Consider the following 16,172-nt stretch of genomic DNA (forward strand, 5'->3'; position numbering starts at 1 on the left):
CTCATGCGACGACCTCCGCGCTTTTGAGGATGACGCGCCCCTTCTTGCGTTCGGCGCGGGCGTTGAAGGCGACGGCGAGGATGATCACGGCGCCGGAGATCGCCAATTGCCAGAAGGGCGAAATGTTGATGACGGGGAGCGCATTCTTGATCACGCCGAGAAACAGCGAGCCGAGCACGGCGCCCGCGACCGAGCCGATGCCGCCGGCGATCGAGACGCCGCCGATCACGCAGGCTGCGACCACGTCGAGCTCGAAGCCGAGCGCGATGTCGACATAGGCGACCGCGTAGCGGGCGATCCACAGATAGCCGGCAAGCCCCGACAGCGCGCCCGACACGATGAAGGCGATGAAGCGGGTGCGGCCGGGATCGATGCCGGCATAGATGGCGGCGTTGGCGTTGCCGCCCACCGCATAGAAGGCGCGGCCGGTGGTGGTGCGGCCGAGCACAACGGCCATGATGACGATGACGACGATCGACGATAGGCTGAGCAGCGACAGGCCGAACAGATGATCGCGCGGCAACGCCTTGAAGGCGTCGGTCATCTCATGCGCATTGATCCATTTGCCGTTGGTCAGAAGGAAGATGACGCCGCGATAGACGGTCATCGTGCCCAAGGTCACGACGATCGGCGGCATGTCGAGCTTCCAGACCAGGAGGCCGTTGACCGCGCCGAGCGCTGCGCCCAGCGCCATCGCGATCAGCACGATCACCGGGATCGGCAGGCCGGGAAAGGCGTTGTTGAGCATGGCGGCCACCATGCCGGTCAGCGCCAGCGTCGCGGCTGTCGACAGATCCACGCATTTGGTCAGGATCACCGCCATCTGGCCGAGCGCCAGGATGATCAGGATCGAGGTGTCGGCATAGACATTGCCGAGACTCGCCGGCGAGATGAAGGCCGGAAAGCGGGCGGCGATCAGGAGCGCGAGCGCGACGATGGCGATCGACAGCTGGATTTCACGGTGGCGGAGCAGTTTGATCATGCCGCGTCTCCAATGCCGGCGGCGGCGCGCACAAGGGTTTCGGCGGTCAGTCCGTCGCGGGCGTATTCGCCCACGATGCGGCCTTCGCGCATCACGATCACCCGGTCGGCCATGCCGAGAATTTCAGGAATTTCCGAGGACACCATGATCACCGACAGGCCTTCGGCGGCCAGTTCGCTCATGAATTCATGCACGGCGGCCTTGGAGCCGATGTCGATGCCCTTGGTGGGTTCGTCGAGAATGATGACTTTGGGTTTGGTGGCCAGCCATTTGGCGATCACCACTTTCTGCTGGTTGCCGCCCGACAGCGTTCCGACCGGCTGGTCGAGTGAGGCGGCGCGCAGATCGAGCCGCTGAGTGTAGTCGCGCGCCAGCTTGAACTCTTCGGCGAGCCGCAGGAAGCCGCGCCGCGAGGTGCGCGACAAGGACGGCAGCGTCACATTCTCGAAGATCGGCATGGCGGTGATCGCGCCCTGGCGGCCGCGCTCTTCCGGCACATAGACGATCCCCCGGGCGATCGCCTCGTCGGGACTGCGGATGACGGCGACCTCGCCATCGATGCGGATCGCGCCCTTGGACGGTTTGGTCACGCCGATCAGCGACTGCATGAATTCCGAACGGCCGGCGCCCACCAGCCCGTAAAAGCCGAGGATTTCGCCGCGCCTGAGTTCGAAGCCGATATTGTCGAATTCGGTCGGATGGCAATAGCCCGCCACCGTCAGCACCGAGGGGCCGGGTTCGACCTGCTTCTTGGGGAAGACCTGGCCGATGTCGCGGCCCACCATCATGCGGACGAGCTGGTCCTGGCTCGCGTCGCGGATCAGGCCTTCGCCCACCATCTGGCCGTCGCGGAACACGGTGTAGCGGTCGGCGATCCGGAAGATCTCGTCGAATTTGTGGGTGATGAACAGGATCGCCTTGCCGTCGGCCTTCAGGCGTTCGACCAGTTCGTAGAGTTCGTGGATTTCCTTATGCGACAGCGCCGCCGTGGGTTCGTCCATGATCACCACGCGCGCGTCGACCGACAGCGCCCGGGCGATCGCGACCAGATGGCGCGAGGCGATCGAGAGGTCGCGCAGCCTGATGCGTGGATCGAATGTCGCGCCGGCGCGGGCCAGCAGCGTCTCGGCCTCGGCATACATCTTCTTCCAGTCGATCAGGCCGAAGCGGTTCTTGGGCGCATGTCCGAGGAAGATGTTTTCGGCGACCGAGAGTTCGTCGAACAGCACGGTTTCCTGGTGGATCGCCGTGATGCCCTGTTTCAACGCCGCAAAGGCGCTCGGCAGGTCGGCCTGTTTGCCGTTGATCTCGATTGCGCCTTCGTCGGGCTGGTAGATGCCGGTCATCACCTTGACCAGCGTCGATTTGCCGGCGCCGTTCTCGCCGATCAGCGCCGTGACCTGGCCGGGATGCAGCGCGAGGTCGACATTGGAGAGGGCGCGCACGCCGGGAAAGGATTTCGAGATTCCCTTCAGCCGGACCGTCGGTGTGTTGAGCATGGCGACGACATTCATGAAAGCTGAACCGAAAGAGAAAGAGCGACCGGCGCGGCGCGCAGCAAGGCTCGCCACCGTCTGAGGATGCGCCGTTCTCGCAAGGCTTGGCGGCCCGGCGAGAACGGCTTGTTCTGGGAAACGGCCGGATCAGAAGATCTTGGCGAATTCCTCGACATTCTTGGCGTCATAGACGAACGGGTCGGCCATCGCGCCTTCGCGGTTTTCGTCGAGCTTCACCGTGCCCATGCGGCCCATCGGGATTTCCGCGCCCGGTTCGGCCTTGGCCTTGCCGGTTGCGAGGTTGTAGGAAATGATCGTGGCGGCGTAGCCCAGATCGATCGGATTCCAGATCGCGAAGGACTTGGAGGCGCCCGACTTCACATGGCCGGCCATTTCCGAGGGCAGGCCGAGGCCGGTGACGTTGATCTTGCCGGTCAGCCCGGCGTCTTCCACCGCCTGCGCGGCGGCGACGATGCCGACGGAGGTCGGCGCGATGATCGCCTTGAGGTTCGGATAGGCTTTGATCAACCCTTGCGTCTCGGTGTAGGACTTGTCGGTCTTGTCGTCGCCATAGACGGTCGCGACGATGTTGATGCCCTTGTAGTTCGGCAGCACCTTCTTCATTTCCTCGATCCAGGTGTTCTGGTTCGTGGCGGTTGCGGTGGCCGAGAGAATGGCGACGTCGCCGCCTTCAGGCAGGTTGTCGGCGGCCATTTTCACGCACATATTGCCGATCAGCGCATTGGACGACGGGTTGAGATGCATCAGCCGTCCTTCGGGGGCGACGCCCGAGTCCCAGGAAATCACGGTGATGCCGCGATCCAGAGCCTTCTTCAGCGCCGGAGCCACCGCGTCGCGGTCATTGGCGGAAATGGCGATCGCGTCGACCTTCTGGGCGATCAGCGAATTGATCACTTCGATCTGGCCTTCGGCGGTGGTGTCGGTCGGGCCGGTATAGATGATGTCGACATCGCCGAGTTCCTTGGCCGCTTCCTGCGCGCCCTTGTTGGCGGCGTCGAAGAAGCCGATGCCCAGCGCCTTGACGACGAGGGCGATCTTCTTGTTCTCGGCATGCGCGACATTGGCGATGAGGGCCGTGGAAATGGCCGCCGTCACCAGCAGTTTCTTCAGAATACCCATGATGTCTCCTCCCTTGGGTTAAACTTGCCCCTCCGACCGCGCCGTCTCCTCACGACGCGGCGGATGATTTCTCGTTCGATCGCTCCTGCGCCACGATCAGAGTGACGCCCGCCTGCTCCAGCATGGCGGCGTGGCGGTCCTCGATGCCGGCGTCGGTGATCACGGTGGCGATCCGCCTGAGTTCGCAGAGGATCAGGCTCGACCGTTTGGCGAATTTCGAGGAATCCACCAGCACCACCAGTTCGTCGGCCTGGTCGATCAGTTTCTGTTCGGCCTGGATCAGCAGCGGATCTGCTTCCATCAGGCCGAGAGCGCCGAGCCCCTGCGCGCCCATGAACATGCGCTGGGCGTAGAAATTGCGCGTCACGTCATTGTCGAAAGGCGAGAGGATGATGTTCTGCTCGCGATAGATCACGCCGCCCGACAGCATCACCGTGTTCTTGGAGTTCTTCAGCAGATGTTCGGCGATCGGAAAGGAGTTGGTGAAGACTTGCAGCCGCCTGTTGACGAGGAAATGCACCATCTGGAACGTCGTGGTGCCGCCATTGATGATGATGGCGTCGCCATCGTCGCACAGCGCCACCGCCTCGCGGGCGATTGCTTGCTTCTGACGGGAATTGATCGTTTCGTTGACGCTGAAGGGCCGGCCGGCCAGACCCACGAATTGCGGCGGATGTAGCGCCTCGGCCCCGCCGCGCACCCGGCGCAGCTTCTTCTGCACATGCAGCGCGGCGATGTCGCGGCGGATGGTCGCCTCGGAACTGTCCGTGAGTTCTACGAGTTCCGGCACGGTCACCACGGGCTTTTCCTGCACCGCTGACATGATGATCCTGTGTCGTTCCTTCTCGTGCATCGGCTCTCCCCTTCCTCAGTTAAGTTTTCATTGATTTTCGTCAGTGTCAATCAGTATCGATCATATTATTTCATTGTGCGGCGCAATATGATTGCAAATGATCATTTGTGATTGACAAATCGTCCGTGGTCCTGTGAATTCGGCGCAAACAAACCGCGCCGGCGCGGATCTAGTGGAGGAAACATCATGAGCACACAAGCAGGCGGCGCGCGCCTCGCCAATCTTTGGGACAAGGCCAAGGCGGAGGCGATGGGCGAGCCGGAGCGGTTGATCTATCGCTCCAACCTCCTGGGGTCGGACAAGCGCATCACCAATTACGGCGGCGGCAACACCTCGGCCAAGGTCATGGAAAAGGATCCGCTAACCGGCCAGCTGGTGGAAGTCCTATGGGTCAAGGGCTCGGGCGGCGATGTCGGCACCATCAAGCGCGATGGTTTCGCCACGCTCTACATGGAGAAGCTGGAGGCGCTGAAGGGCCTCTATCGAGGTCTCGCCTTTGAAGACGAGATGGTCGATTACCTGCCGCATTGCACCTTCGCGCTTAATCCCCGCGCGGCCTCGATCGATACGCCGCTGCACGCCTATGTGCCGCGCAAGCATGTCGATCACATGCATCCCGACGCGATCATCGCGATTGCGGCGTCCCAGAACTCGAAGCAACTGACCGAAGAGATCTTCGGCGGCGAGATCGGCTGGTTGCCCTGGAAGCGGCCCGGGTTTGAGCTCGGCCTCTGGCTCGAAAAATTCTGCCGGGAAAATCCTGATGCCCGCGGCTGCGTGCTGGAAAGCCATGGCCTGTTCACCTGGGGCGACACGGCGGAAGAGTCCTATCTGACCACGGTCGAGATCATCAACAAGGCGATCGCCTGGCTGGAAGCGAAGATCACCGGCCCGGTGTTCGGCGGCGTCAAGCATCAGCCGCTCCCGGCAGAAGAGCGCCGCAAGGTCGCCGGCGCGCTGATGCCGGTCATTCGCGGCATGATCTCGGCCGCCGAGCCCAAGATCGGTCATTTCGACGATTCGCCCGCCGTGCTCGAATTCGTCGGCTCGAACGATCTCGCTCCGCTCGCAGCACTCGGCACATCCTGCCCCGACCACTTCCTGCGCACCAAGATCCGGCCGCTGGTGATCGATTTCGATCCCGCCAATCCGGATGTCGCCGCTGCGCTGGCCGGTCTCGACGGCGCCGTCGCCGCCTATCGCGAGGACTACAAGGCCTATTACGAGCGCTGCAAGCATGACAATTCGCCCGCCATCCGCGATCCCAATGCGGTGGTCTATCTCGTGCCCGGCGTCGGCATGATCACATTCGCCAAGGACAAGGCCACCGCGCGCATCTCGGGCGAATTCTATGTCAACGCCATCAATGTCATGCGCGGCGCGTCGTCTGTCTCCACCTATGTCGGTCTGCCCGAGCAGGAAGCCTTCGACATCGAATACTGGCTCCTGGAAGAGGCCAAGCTGCAGCGCATGCCCAAGCCGAAATCGCTGGCCGGCAAGGTCGCGCTGATCACCGGCGGCGCGGGCGGCATCGGCAAGGCCACCGCCGAACGCTTCCTGAAGGAGGGCGGCTGCGTGGTGCTCGCCGATATCGACCGGGGCGCGCTCGATGCGGCTGAGGCCGATTTCGCCGGCCGCCATGGCAAGGATCAGGTGCGCAGCGTGCTGATCGACGTCACCAGCGAAGCGCAGGTGGCGGCCGGCTTCGCCGACGCCGTGGCGGAATTCGGCGGCCTCGACATTCTGGTTTCCAATGCCGGCCTCGCCTCCTCGGCCTCGATCACCGAGACCACGCTCGATCTCTGGAACAAGAATATCGACATTCTCGCCAAGGGCTATTTCCTGGTGTCGCGCGAAGCCTTCAAGGTCTTCGAGACGCAGAAGATCGGCGGCAACATCGTCTTCGTCGCCTCCAAGAACGGGCTCGCCGCCTCGCCCAACGCCGCCGCCTATTGCACCGGCAAGGCCGCCGAAATCCATTTGGCCCGCTGCCTGGCGCTCGAAGGCGCCGACAAGGGCATCCGCGTCAACACCGTCAATCCCGATGCGGTGCTGCGCGGCTCCAAGATCTGGACCGGCGAATGGAAGGAGCAGCGCGCCGCCGCCTACAACATGTCCACCGACGATCTCGAGGCCCATTACCGCGCGCGATCGATGCTGAAACTGTCCGTCTACCCCGAAGATATCGCCGAAGGCATATATTTCTTCGCGTCTTCCGCATCTTCCAAATCAACTGGTAATATATTGAATGTAGATGCTGGTAATGCCCAGGCGTTTACGCGCTGAGGGGTTCGGGAGACAGTCGGATGGGAATTATAGCGTCCAGTGTCGTTGACAGCGACAATCACAAATATGTCGGCGCGCTCCGCCGCGAATACAATCACCTCGGCGAATTGCTTGCCCGGCGCGGCATCGACATCGACTGGGTGAAGAGCAAGGTCGCGGCCTACGGCGTCGCGGTGCCCTCCTGGGGCGTCGGCACGGGCGGCACCCGCTTCGCCCGCTTCCCCGGCCCCGGCGAACCGCGCGGCATCTTCGACAAGCTCGAAGATTGCTCCGTGATCCATCAGCTCACCCGTATCACGCCGACGGTGTCGCTGCACATCCCCTGGGACAAGGTGGACGATCTCGCCGCCCTCAAGCAGAAGGCCGACGATCTCGATCTCGCCTTCGACGCGATGAATTCGAATACTTTCCAGGACCAGCCGGATCAGGCGCGCTCCTACAAATACGGCTCGCTCAGCCATACCGATTACGCCACCCGCGAACAGGCCGTCGAGCATAATCTCGAATGTATCGAGATCGGCCAGGCGCTCGGCTCCAAGGCGCTGACGGTGTGGATCGGCGACGGCTCGAATTTCCCGGGCCAGGTCAATTTCACCAAGAGCTTCGAGCGCTATCTCGAGTCGATGAAAGCCGTCTATGCCGGCCTGCCGGACGACTGGCGGTTGTTCACAGAGCACAAGATGTTCGAGCCCGCCTTCTATTCGACGGTGGTGCAGGACTGGGGCACCAATTACCTCATCGCCCAGGAACTCGGCCCCAAGGCGCAGTGCCTCGTCGATCTGGGACACCACGCGCCCAACACCAATATCGAAATGATCGTCGCCCGGCTCATCCAGTTCGGCAAGCTCGGCGGCTTCCATTTCAATGACTCGAAATATGGCGACGACGATCTCGACACCGGTTCGGTCGATCCCTACCGGCTGTTCCTGGTGTTCAACGAACTCGTCGACGCCGAGGTCAACAAGGTCAAGGACTTCCGCCCGGCGCATATGCTCGACCAGAGCCATAACGTCACCGACCCGATCGAAAGCCTGATCGCCAGCGCCACCGAGGTCAGCCGCGCCTATGCCCAGGCGCTGATGGTCAATCGCGAGACGCTCGTCGCCTGCCAGGACAACAATGACGCGATCATGGCGACCGAAACGCTGAAGAGAGCCTTCCGCACCGATGTCGAGCCGATCCTCGCCATGGCGCGCTTGGAGCGCGGCGGCGCGATCAATCCGATCGGCGCCTATCGCGCTTCGAACTATCGGGCCAAGGTGGCGGCGGAGCGTCCGGCGGTCACATCCGGCGGCGGCGGCATCGTCTGATCCGCCACGCCCACCTTATCGTCATCCTCGACCCCGTGTGCAGCGCAAGACTGCAGGCGGGGCCGAGGCGCGATTGACAGAGGCCCCGGGACGCGCCACCTATGAACCATAGAGATCATAGGAGGGCGCGCATGGGCGTCGGAAGTCTTCTGGTATTCCTTGTTATCGGCGCGCTGGCCGGCTGGCTGGCGGGTCTGCTAGTGAAGGGCGGCGGCTTCGGCCTGCTCGGCAATATCGTTGTCGGCGTCGTCGGCGCGGTGATATCGGGCTTCCTGCTGCCGTCTCTCGGCTTCGGCGTGGGCGGCGGCTTCTTCTGGTCGGTGATCCACGCCACGATCGGCGCCGTCATCCTGCTGGTGATCCTTCGGATCATCCGCACCGGAACCTGAAACCGGCGCCGAAACTGACGATTTTCATACTCGCAAAAACAGCGGCCCGGCTTTATATACGGGCCGGACAGGAGTGATCATGGCGAGTATAGACCAGACGGATATTTGGCGGGACGCCTATGCCCCGTCGCTGGAAGCGATCGAACAATTGGCGCGCGAGGCCTATGGGCAGTTGCCCGACGATTTCCGCGCGCTCTGTCAGGATCTGATCATCCAGATTTCAGATTTTCCCACCGACGACATTTTCGAGGACATGGCGCTGGAAACGCCGTTCGATCTGCTCGGCCTGTTCGAGGGTCGCGGCGTTACCGAACGCTTTTCCGTTGAAAACGGCGAATTGCCCAATCGCGTCACGCTTTATCGCCGGCCTATCCTCGATTACTGGGCGGAGAACGAGGAGACGCTCGGCGACATCATCTCGCATGTGCTGATCCATGAGATCGGCCATCATTTCGGCCTCTCCGACGAGGATATCGAAGAAATCGAGGCGTCGGTCTCGACGGCCTGATCAGGGCTCGGCGCATTCGGCCGCATAGGCCTTGAGCTCCTCTTGCAGAAAATCCAGCGTGCGGCGGATGCGCCGGTTGGTCTTCAGTTCCTGATGCGCCGCCAGCCAGAGCGGCAGGCGCGGAAGCGGTAGATCGGTAAGCAGTCGCCGGAGATCGGCGTCGCGGGCGGCGATCGCCAGTTGCGCAAAGCCGATGCCGCCGCCCGCCCGCACCAGTTCCCATTGCGCCACTTCGTCATCAGTGCGGAAGCCGAAATCGTTCCTGCTCACCGTCAGACCGAATTGCCCCATGGCGTCGAGAATACGGGTGACGCGGTCATAACCAATCAGATCATGCTCTGCGAACTCCCTGAGCGACGCAGGCGCGCCGCGCCGGGCGAGATAGTCGCGATGGGCGAAGCAGCCCAGCGCGAGATCGCCGATCTTCTGGGCGATCAGGTCGTTCTGCGCCGGTCGCGCCATGCGGATGGCGATATCGGCGTCGCGGGCGAGCAGATTGGCGATGGCGTTGTCGGACACGAGTTCGATGTCCAACCCCGGCTCCGCCTGTTTCAGACGCGCCAGCATCGGCGGCAGCACATAGGTCGCCATCACCTGGCTTGCGGTGATCCTGACAGGTCCGCTTACCCGATCGCTTTGGCCTGCCGCTCGCAAGAGGAGATGATCGACATCGCGGCGGATCGAGCGGGCGTCATCGAGCAGCGCCATGCCCGCTTCGGTCAACTGCATGCCGGCGCGGCCGCGGCTGAACAGCGTCAGCCCGAGCCGCCGCTCGATTTCGTCGATATGCCTGCCGAGCGCGGGTTGGCTGACGCCGATCTTGCGCGCCGCCGCCAGCAGGCTGCCGCTTTCCGCCACGGTGACAAAGCTGCGGATGAGGTTCCAGTCGAGATCCATCTATTCGCTTTCGAATAGAACCTATAGGTTCTTGTCGATTTATTATAAACAAGCCGAGCGCTATCTTCCAGATATCACGCAGATTTCAGGAGAAAACATCATGCGCATCGCCGTTCTCGGAGCCAATGGAAGAGTAGCCCATGCGGTGGCCCGCGCTTTTCTCGGGCATGGCCATCAGGTCATCGCGATCACCCGTTCGGGGCGCTGCAGGGACTTGGTCGGCAAGGTTGATTATCGCGCCGCCGATGCGATGGTCGAGGGCGAGCTGATCGCCGCCACGCGCGGCGCCGACATTATCTTCAACGGCCTCAATCCGCTCTATCACCAATGGCCGATCTACGCCTTGCCGATGGCGCGCAATGTTATGGCGGCCGCCCGCGCCCATGGCGCGCGCCATCTGTTCATCGGCAATGTCTATAATTATGGCTATCGCATGCCGGTCGGCGCGGATGAAAAGACGGCTTTTTCGCCTGATACCGAGCATGCGCGGATTCGCATCGCCATGGAAACTCTTTTTGCAGAAGAGGCCGAACGGTCCGGCGTCCAGACCGTCATTCTCCGGGCCGGCGATTTCTACGGCACGGTCGCCAAGGGCGCCTGGTTCGATCAGGCCATGATCACCCGCATCCGCAAGGGCGTGCTGCTATGGCCGGGCGAGATGGATATTGCACATGCCTTCGCCTATCTGCCGGATCTCGCCGAAACCTTTGCGCGGCTGGGCGAACGGATGGCGGAACTGCCCGCCTTCGAAACCTTCAATTTTGAGGGACATACGCTCAGCGGCCATGCGTTTCACGCGCTCACGGAGAAAGCAGTCGGCAGACCCCTCACGTTCAAGCGCATGTCCTGGCTGCCGATGCGGCTCGCCGCGCCTTTCATGCCCGTCGTCAAGGCGCTGCTGACGATGACCTATCTCTGGCGGCAGCCGCATTCGCTCGACGACGCGAAGCTCCGGCGCTTCCTTGGCGCTATCCCTCGCACCGAACCCGTCGACGCCATCCGCCAGGCGTTGATCGATCAGGGCGTGACGGTCGCCGCAGATGCGAAAACGGCCCGCGTGAGCGAGCCGTCTCCTGTTCTTCAAGGCATGCGCTAGGATAAGTCCAGCGGAGAGAAGCGCTTACGCCCAGGGGCGCGAGGCGGCGGTCGACTTTTCGAAGGCGTCGATCGAGGCCGCCTTTTCGAGCGTCAGGCCGATATCGTCGAGGCCGTTCAGGAGGCAATGCTTCTTGAAAGCGTCGATGTCGAACTTGATGACGCCGCCGTCGGGGCCGCGGATTTCCTGGGCGGCCAGATCGACCGTCAGCGTGGCGTTCGCGCCGCGCGAGGCGTCGTCCAGCAGCTTTTCCAGCTCGTCCGGCTTCACCACGATCGGCAGGATGCCGTTCTTGAAACAGTTGTTGTAGAAAATGTCGGCGAAGCTGGTCGAGATCACACAGCGGATGCCGAAGTCGAGCAGCGCCCAGGGGGCGTGTTCACGGGAAGAGCCGCAGCCGAAATTGTCGCCGGCCACCAGGATCTCGGCCTTGCGATAGGCCGGCTTGTTCAGCACGAAATCGGGGTTTTCCGAACCGTCTTCCTTGAAGCGGGCTTCAGCGAACAGACCCGAACCCAGACCGGTGCGCTTGATGGTCTTCAGATAATCCTTGGGGATGATCATGTCCGTGTCGATATTGACGACGGGATAGGGTGCGGCAATGCCGGTCAGCGTGGTGAACTTGTCCATGGGTCTGGCCTTCTGGCGATGGGTCTTCGTTTGGATCAGCCCTCTAGCGCAGATCGCTTGGCTTTTGAAGGAAAATCTTGCAAACCGGTCCGAGGCCCGGCCGCATCTTGCCGGGCGGCGAGGCTGAGATGATCGACAAGCTGCAATTTTTCCTGACGCTGGCGCGCGAGCAGCATTTCGGCCGCGCCGCCGAGGAGTGCGGCGTCACCCAGCCGACGCTGTCGGCGGCGATCCGCCAGCTGGAAGGCGAACTCGGCGTGATGCTGGTCAATCGCGGCTCGCGCTTTCAGGGGCTGACGCCCGAGGGCCAGCGGGTGCTGGAATGGGCGCGCCGCATCGTCGGCGACGCCCGCACGATGAAAGAGGAGATGCGCGCCGCCCGCTCCGGTCTGTCTGGCCATGTCAGGATCTCGGCCATCCCGACCGCGCTGTCGCTGATCCCGAGGCTAACCGGTCCGTTTCAGGAAAAGCATCCCGCCGTCACCTTCTCGGTGCAGTCGGCGACCTCGCTCAAGATCCTCAGCCAGCTCGACAATCTCGAAACCGACATCGGCATCACCTATCTCGACAACGAGCCGCTCGGCCGCGTGGTCAGCGTTCCCCTGATCGAGGAGCGCTATCATCTCGTGATCTCGAAACAGGCGCCCGAAGCGAGCCGCGCCAGCATCACCTGGCGGGACGCGTCGGCCCTGCCGCTCTGCCTGCTGACCGCCGACATGCAGAACCGCCGCATCATCAACCGTCATCTCGGCGAAGCCGGCGCCAAGGTCGAGCCCAGGCTCGAAACCAATTCGATGATCGTGCTCTTCACCCATGTGCTGACGGGTCAATGGGCGTCAATCATGCCGGAGGAAGCCGCGCGCTCCTTCGGCTTTGCCGATCAGGTGGCGATCATCCCGCTCACCGATCCCGAGCCCAGCCATCTCGTCGGGCTGGTGGCGCTGGAGCGGGACCCGAACACGCCGCTGGTCTCGGCGCTGATCAATGCGGCGCGGGGGCTGCTTTAGGGAGCGTCGCGCATCATGATCGTCACTCGCTTCAGGGACGAAAATGACGCGATATCTCACGGCTCCGACGTCTCCCTGTGCGCCGCCGCCCTGGTGTCCAAGCGCTTACGGACGTCATCTGGCGACAGGCCCCGTTCGGGGTTGCTTTTCATCTTGTCGTAAGTCGGCGCAACGTCCTCGATCAACCACCGTTCGATGGAAGCGTCTCGCTCGGCCAAATATCTGAGGCTTTTGTCTATCGCCGCGCACGCATCTGCATATTCGCCAGCGTCGACTTTCGTTCCGGTCAAATCGGCGATATCCTGCGGCAAGGTGATGTTGAGAGAGTGTTTTGCGGCCATCGAGATCATCCTTCCAACGTTTAATCTGGCAGAGACTTCCTGCTTGGACCACTGTGTTCAACCTGGTCCAAAGGGCGCTTCGGGCGTTCACTCTCATTGGCGGCCTTGATAGAAATTTCCTATCGATCCACGAAACCGTCTTATTGACCTCGCGCTGATATTTCGTCACCCTCCTACGCTATGCGAGCGCGTGGCCGACAGAGTTCCGGTCAGGCGGCCTGTGTTCCGCACAGGCTCGGTGAGAGGCGAGGAGGGGGCCGGATGGCTTTCGCCCGACCGGACGCGACGATCTGAACCGGTGAGGACCGTATGAATATCCATGTGAAGCCCGATGGCGCGGTCGAAGCCGCGCTCGAGATCGTGCATCGGCTGAAGGGGCTCGAAGGCCCGCTTCTGCCGATCCTGCACGCCGTGCAGGACGAATTCGGCTATGTGCCGGAGGACTGTCTGCCGGTCATCGCCCGCGAGCTCAATCTGTCGCGCGCCGAGGTGCATGGCGTCGTCACCTTCTATCACGAATTTCGCCATCAGCCCGCCGGTCGCCATGTGCTGCGGCTCTGTCGCGCCGAGGCCTGCCAGTCGATGGGCGGGCGCGAGATCGCCGATCACGCCTGCGCGGAGCTCGGCCTCGATTGGCACGAGACCACGCCTGACGGCAAGGTCACGCTGGAGCCGGTCTATTGTCTGGGGCTCTGTTCCACCGCTCCCGCAGCGCAGCTGGACGGGGAGCTTCACGGACGCCTGACCCGGGACGACGTGTCCGCCCTCATCAAGGAGATCAGGGCATGAGTGTCAAGATCTACGTCCCCCGCGATTCCGCAGCTCTGGCGCTCGGCGCCGAAAAGGTCGCCCAGGCCTTCCATGCAGAGATCGCCGCCCGCGGCCTCGACGCCGTGGTGGTCCGCAACGGCTCGCGCGGCCTGCACTGGCTGGAGCCGATGGTGGAAGTGGCGACTCCTGAGGGCCGCATCGCCTATGGTCCGGTGAAAGCCTCCGATGTCGCGGGCCTGCTCGACGCCGGGCTGATGACGGGCGCGGAGCATCCGCTCTGTCATGGCCGCACCAAGGCCATTCCTTTCCTCCAGAACCAGACGCGGCTGACCTTCGCCCGCTGCGGGATCATCGATCCCCTGTCGCTTGAGGATTACCGCGCCCATGCCGGCCTCGCCGGGCTCGAAAAGGCCGTCAAGCTCGATCCCGCCGCCATCGTCCGCGAAGTCACCGAATCCGGCCTGCGCGGCCGCGGCGGCGCGGGCTTCCCGACCGGCATCAAGTGGAACACGGTCGCCCAGGCCCAGGCCGATCAGAAATACATCGTCTGCAACGCCGATGAAGGCGACAGCGGCACCTTTGCCGACCGCATGATCATGGAAGGCGATCCCTTCGTGCTGATCGAGGGCATGGCGATCGCCGGCCTCGCGGTGGGCGCGACCCGCGGCTATATCTACACCCGTTCGGAATATCCCAACGCCATCCTGATCATGCGCGAAGCCATCGAGATCGCCCGGAAAGCCGGCGTGCTCGGCCCCTCCGTGCTCGGCTCGGGCCGAGCGTTCGACATGGAAGTCCGCGTCGGCGCGGGCGCCTATGTCTGCGGGGAAGAGACGGCGCTGTTGAATTCGCTCGAAGGCAAGCGCGGCGTGGTCCGCGCCAAGCCGCCGCTGCCGGCGCTGCAGGGTTTCCTCGGCCGCCCGACCGTGGTCAACAACGTCATCTCGCTCGCCTCGGTGCCGGTGATCATGGACCGCGGCGCGACCTTCTACAAGGATTTCGGCATGGGCCGCTCTCGCGGCACGATCCCTATCCAGATCGCCGGCAATGTCAAATATGGCGGCCTCTACGAGACGGCCTTCGGCCTGTCGCTCGGAGAAATCGTGCTGCATATCGCCGGCGGCACGGCCACCGGCCGTCCTGTGAAGGCCGTGCAAGTCGGCGGCCCGCTGGGCGCCTATTTGCCTACCGATCTCTTCGACACGCTGTTCGATTACGAAGCCTTCGCGGCCAAGGACGGGCTGATCGGACATGCCGGCATCACGGTGTTCGACGACACCGCCGACATGCTGGCCCAGGCCAAATTCGCCTTCGAATTCTGCGCCGTCGAATCCTGCGGCAAATGCACCCCCTGCCGCATCGGCTCCACCCGCGGCGCCGAAGTGATCGACAAGATCCTTCAGGGCGTCGAGGTCGAGAAGAACATGGCGCTCATCAAGGATCTCTGCAACACGATGAAGTTCGGCTCGCTCTGCGCGCTCGGCGGCTTCACGCCCTATCCGGTGATGAGCGCGATCACGCATTTCCCGGAAGATTTCATTCCGGCCCCGATACGGGAGGCGGCGGAGTGAGGGCGCTTTCTTCTCCGTCATCCTCGGGCTTGTCCCGAGGATCTGCCAAAGTGGCCCTGCGAGCGACGGCGCCGAATGCTGACATTCAGACACAGCATATCCTCGGGACAAGCCCGAGGATGACGGCGGAGATGTCCGGTTCAGGCGGCCGCCTGAACCGTCACGAACATCTGCATGCCCAGCGCCCTCAACGCATCCTGAAGCGGGCCGATCTTGGAGGGATGGTCAGGGTCGAGAAGACGCCGCGCCTCGTTCTCGCTCTTACCCAGCCGTCTGGCGAGCTCGCTCTTGGAAATGCCCGCGTCGCGGAAGGCCTGAACGACCGCGAGCTTGGCGGCGACATCGGCGTCCACAGAGATCGGCGCGCCCTCGGCAGCTTGCGGCATAGGCAGATGTCTCGTTTCGGCAAGAATGCCCCTCAGCGCAAGGCCCAGCGCGTCGCGCGCATTGCTCAGCGCCTCTTCCCGTGTGTCGCCAGCGGTGATCGCCTCGGGAACGTCATCGAAAGTCACGATGAAGCCTCCATCCGGATCTTCCGTCACAGTGGCGAAATAGGCGTAGCGCATGGTTTCATTCCTTCCAATGCAGTTGCAGACTGTTCAGTCCAGTCCGAGCTGCTTCTTGACGAGCTTCATATAAGTCGGCGTCAGGTCCCCGGATTTGACCGTGCTCATCCGTCCGTCGCAGGTAACACGGTAGTGAGAGCCCTTGCCGCGATCCTCGAACACGTCGAACGGCTTGCCCATCTCGCGCGCCCGCTTTCGAAGTTCTCGGATAAACTGCTCGCGCTTCATCGGGGCTATCCAGTTCACGAGAAATCAATGTCGCACATTAATGTGCGAACGGCAAGCCTGATGCGCCTTGCTTTGTTGCGGGCGTCATCTTCGGGCTTGTC

17 protein-coding genes are annotated in these 16,172 nt (G+C 62.9%); 8 read left to right on the forward strand and 9 right to left on the reverse strand.

Translation table 11 applies throughout. The features are described 5' to 3' along the window. Position 1 precedes the first annotated feature (1 nt). From E8Q41_RS19895 to E8Q41_RS19910, 4 genes are all read right to left on the reverse strand, one after another. Positions 2 to 982 (reverse strand): ABC transporter permease, encoded by a 981-nt coding sequence (locus E8Q41_RS19895; RefSeq protein WP_137157293.1) that lies wholly within the window; start codon positions 980 to 982, stop codon positions 2 to 4. Further along, complete coding sequence (locus E8Q41_RS19900) at positions 979 to 2,481, reverse strand: sugar ABC transporter ATP-binding protein (RefSeq protein WP_137157294.1); 1,503 nt, start codon at positions 2,479 to 2,481, stop codon at positions 979 to 981. The genes E8Q41_RS19895 and E8Q41_RS19900 overlap by 4 nt, the downstream gene beginning before the upstream one ends. 144 nt (positions 2,482 to 2,625) lie before the next feature. Next, the gene (gene rhaS / locus E8Q41_RS19905) at positions 2,626 to 3,618 is read right to left on the reverse strand and encodes a rhamnose ABC transporter substrate-binding protein (RefSeq protein WP_137157295.1); all 993 of its coding nucleotides are present in this window, start codon (positions 3,616 to 3,618) and stop codon (positions 2,626 to 2,628) included. A gap of 49 nt (positions 3,619 to 3,667) precedes the next feature. Further along, positions 3,668 to 4,471: a DeoR/GlpR family DNA-binding transcription regulator gene (locus E8Q41_RS19910; RefSeq protein WP_137157296.1), complete on the reverse strand. Its 804-nt coding sequence runs from the start codon at positions 4,469 to 4,471 to the stop codon at positions 3,668 to 3,670. Positions 4,472 to 4,657: 186 nt separating this feature from the next. Between E8Q41_RS19910 and E8Q41_RS19915 the strand changes: the two genes are divergently transcribed. The 4 genes from E8Q41_RS19915 to E8Q41_RS19930 all read left to right on the forward strand — a co-directional run bounded on the left by E8Q41_RS19915 (position 4,658) and on the right by E8Q41_RS19930 (position 8,964). Further along, entirely contained in the window at positions 4,658 to 6,757 is a 2,100-nt protein-coding gene (locus tag E8Q41_RS19915) for a bifunctional rhamnulose-1-phosphate aldolase/short-chain dehydrogenase (RefSeq protein ID WP_137157297.1), read from the forward strand. 20 nt (positions 6,758 to 6,777) lie between these two features. Beyond that, complete coding sequence (gene rhaI / locus E8Q41_RS19920; RefSeq protein WP_137157298.1) at positions 6,778 to 8,067, forward strand: L-rhamnose catabolism isomerase; 1,290 nt, start codon at positions 6,778 to 6,780, stop codon at positions 8,065 to 8,067. A gap of 131 nt (positions 8,068 to 8,198) precedes the next feature. Next, positions 8,199 to 8,456 carry a GlsB/YeaQ/YmgE family stress response membrane protein gene (locus E8Q41_RS19925; RefSeq protein ID WP_137157299.1) on the forward strand — a complete coding sequence of 86 codons (258 nt, stop codon included), beginning with the start codon at positions 8,199 to 8,201 and terminating at the stop codon, positions 8,454 to 8,456. Positions 8,457 to 8,535: 79 nt separating this feature from the next. After that, positions 8,536 to 8,964: a metallopeptidase family protein gene (locus E8Q41_RS19930; RefSeq protein ID WP_137157300.1), complete on the forward strand. Its 429-nt coding sequence runs from the start codon at positions 8,536 to 8,538 to the stop codon at positions 8,962 to 8,964. Here E8Q41_RS19930 and E8Q41_RS19935 read toward each other — a convergent pair whose 3' ends face one another. Then, complete coding sequence (locus E8Q41_RS19935; protein WP_137157301.1) at positions 8,965 to 9,861, reverse strand: LysR family transcriptional regulator; 897 nt, start codon at positions 9,859 to 9,861, stop codon at positions 8,965 to 8,967. It lies immediately after the preceding gene. Positions 9,862 to 9,961: 100 nt separating this feature from the next. Here E8Q41_RS19935 and E8Q41_RS19940 point away from each other — a divergent pair, with 100 nt between their 5' ends. After that, positions 9,962 to 10,957, forward strand: a complete 996-nt coding sequence (locus E8Q41_RS19940) for an NAD-dependent epimerase/dehydratase family protein (protein ID WP_170976544.1) — start codon at positions 9,962 to 9,964, stop codon at positions 10,955 to 10,957. 24 nt (positions 10,958 to 10,981) lie between these two features. On the opposite strand, the gene leuD is transcribed toward E8Q41_RS19940, so the two are convergent. Then, the gene (gene leuD, locus E8Q41_RS19945) at positions 10,982 to 11,587 is read right to left on the reverse strand and encodes a 3-isopropylmalate dehydratase small subunit (protein WP_137157303.1); all 606 of its coding nucleotides are present in this window, start codon (positions 11,585 to 11,587) and stop codon (positions 10,982 to 10,984) included. A 128-nt stretch (positions 11,588 to 11,715) separates the two neighbouring features. Between leuD and E8Q41_RS19950 the strand changes: the two genes are divergently transcribed. Then, complete coding sequence (locus E8Q41_RS19950; protein ID WP_137157345.1) at positions 11,716 to 12,594, forward strand: LysR family transcriptional regulator; 879 nt, start codon at positions 11,716 to 11,718, stop codon at positions 12,592 to 12,594. A gap of 56 nt (positions 12,595 to 12,650) precedes the next feature. Here the strand turns inward: E8Q41_RS19950 and E8Q41_RS19955 are convergent, their stop codons facing one another. Continuing rightward, the gene (locus tag E8Q41_RS19955) at positions 12,651 to 12,935 is read right to left on the reverse strand and encodes a type II toxin-antitoxin system ParD family antitoxin (protein WP_137157304.1); all 285 of its coding nucleotides are present in this window, start codon (positions 12,933 to 12,935) and stop codon (positions 12,651 to 12,653) included. A 309-nt stretch (positions 12,936 to 13,244) separates the two neighbouring features. Here E8Q41_RS19955 and E8Q41_RS19960 point away from each other — a divergent pair, with 309 nt between their 5' ends. Both E8Q41_RS19960 and E8Q41_RS19965 read left to right on the forward strand, forming a co-directional pair. After that, a complete protein-coding gene (locus tag E8Q41_RS19960) occupies positions 13,245 to 13,724 on the forward strand; it encodes a formate dehydrogenase subunit gamma (protein ID WP_137157305.1) in 480 nt (159 codons plus the stop codon). Continuing rightward, on the forward strand, positions 13,721 to 15,277 hold the full coding sequence (locus E8Q41_RS19965) for an NADH-quinone oxidoreductase subunit NuoF (RefSeq protein ID WP_137157306.1): 1,557 nt from the start codon (positions 13,721 to 13,723) through the stop codon (positions 15,275 to 15,277). Before E8Q41_RS19960 ends, E8Q41_RS19965 begins: the two co-directional genes overlap by 4 nt. Before the next feature lie 140 nt (positions 15,278 to 15,417). On the opposite strand, the gene E8Q41_RS19970 is transcribed toward E8Q41_RS19965, so the two are convergent. Together E8Q41_RS19970 and E8Q41_RS19975 are read right to left on the reverse strand one after the other, a co-directional pair. Continuing rightward, positions 15,418 to 15,843, reverse strand: a complete 426-nt coding sequence (locus E8Q41_RS19970; protein WP_137157307.1) for a type II toxin-antitoxin system HicB family antitoxin — start codon at positions 15,841 to 15,843, stop codon at positions 15,418 to 15,420. Between the two features lie 33 nt (positions 15,844 to 15,876). Then, positions 15,877 to 16,071: a hypothetical protein gene (locus E8Q41_RS19975; RefSeq protein ID WP_137157308.1), complete on the reverse strand. Its 195-nt coding sequence runs from the start codon at positions 16,069 to 16,071 to the stop codon at positions 15,877 to 15,879. Positions 16,072 to 16,172 lie beyond the last annotated feature (101 nt).

It is taken from the genome of Rhizobium sp. FKL33 (assembly GCF_005222915.1).
GTDB lineage: Bacteria > Pseudomonadota > Alphaproteobacteria > Rhizobiales > Rhizobiaceae > Rhizobium_E.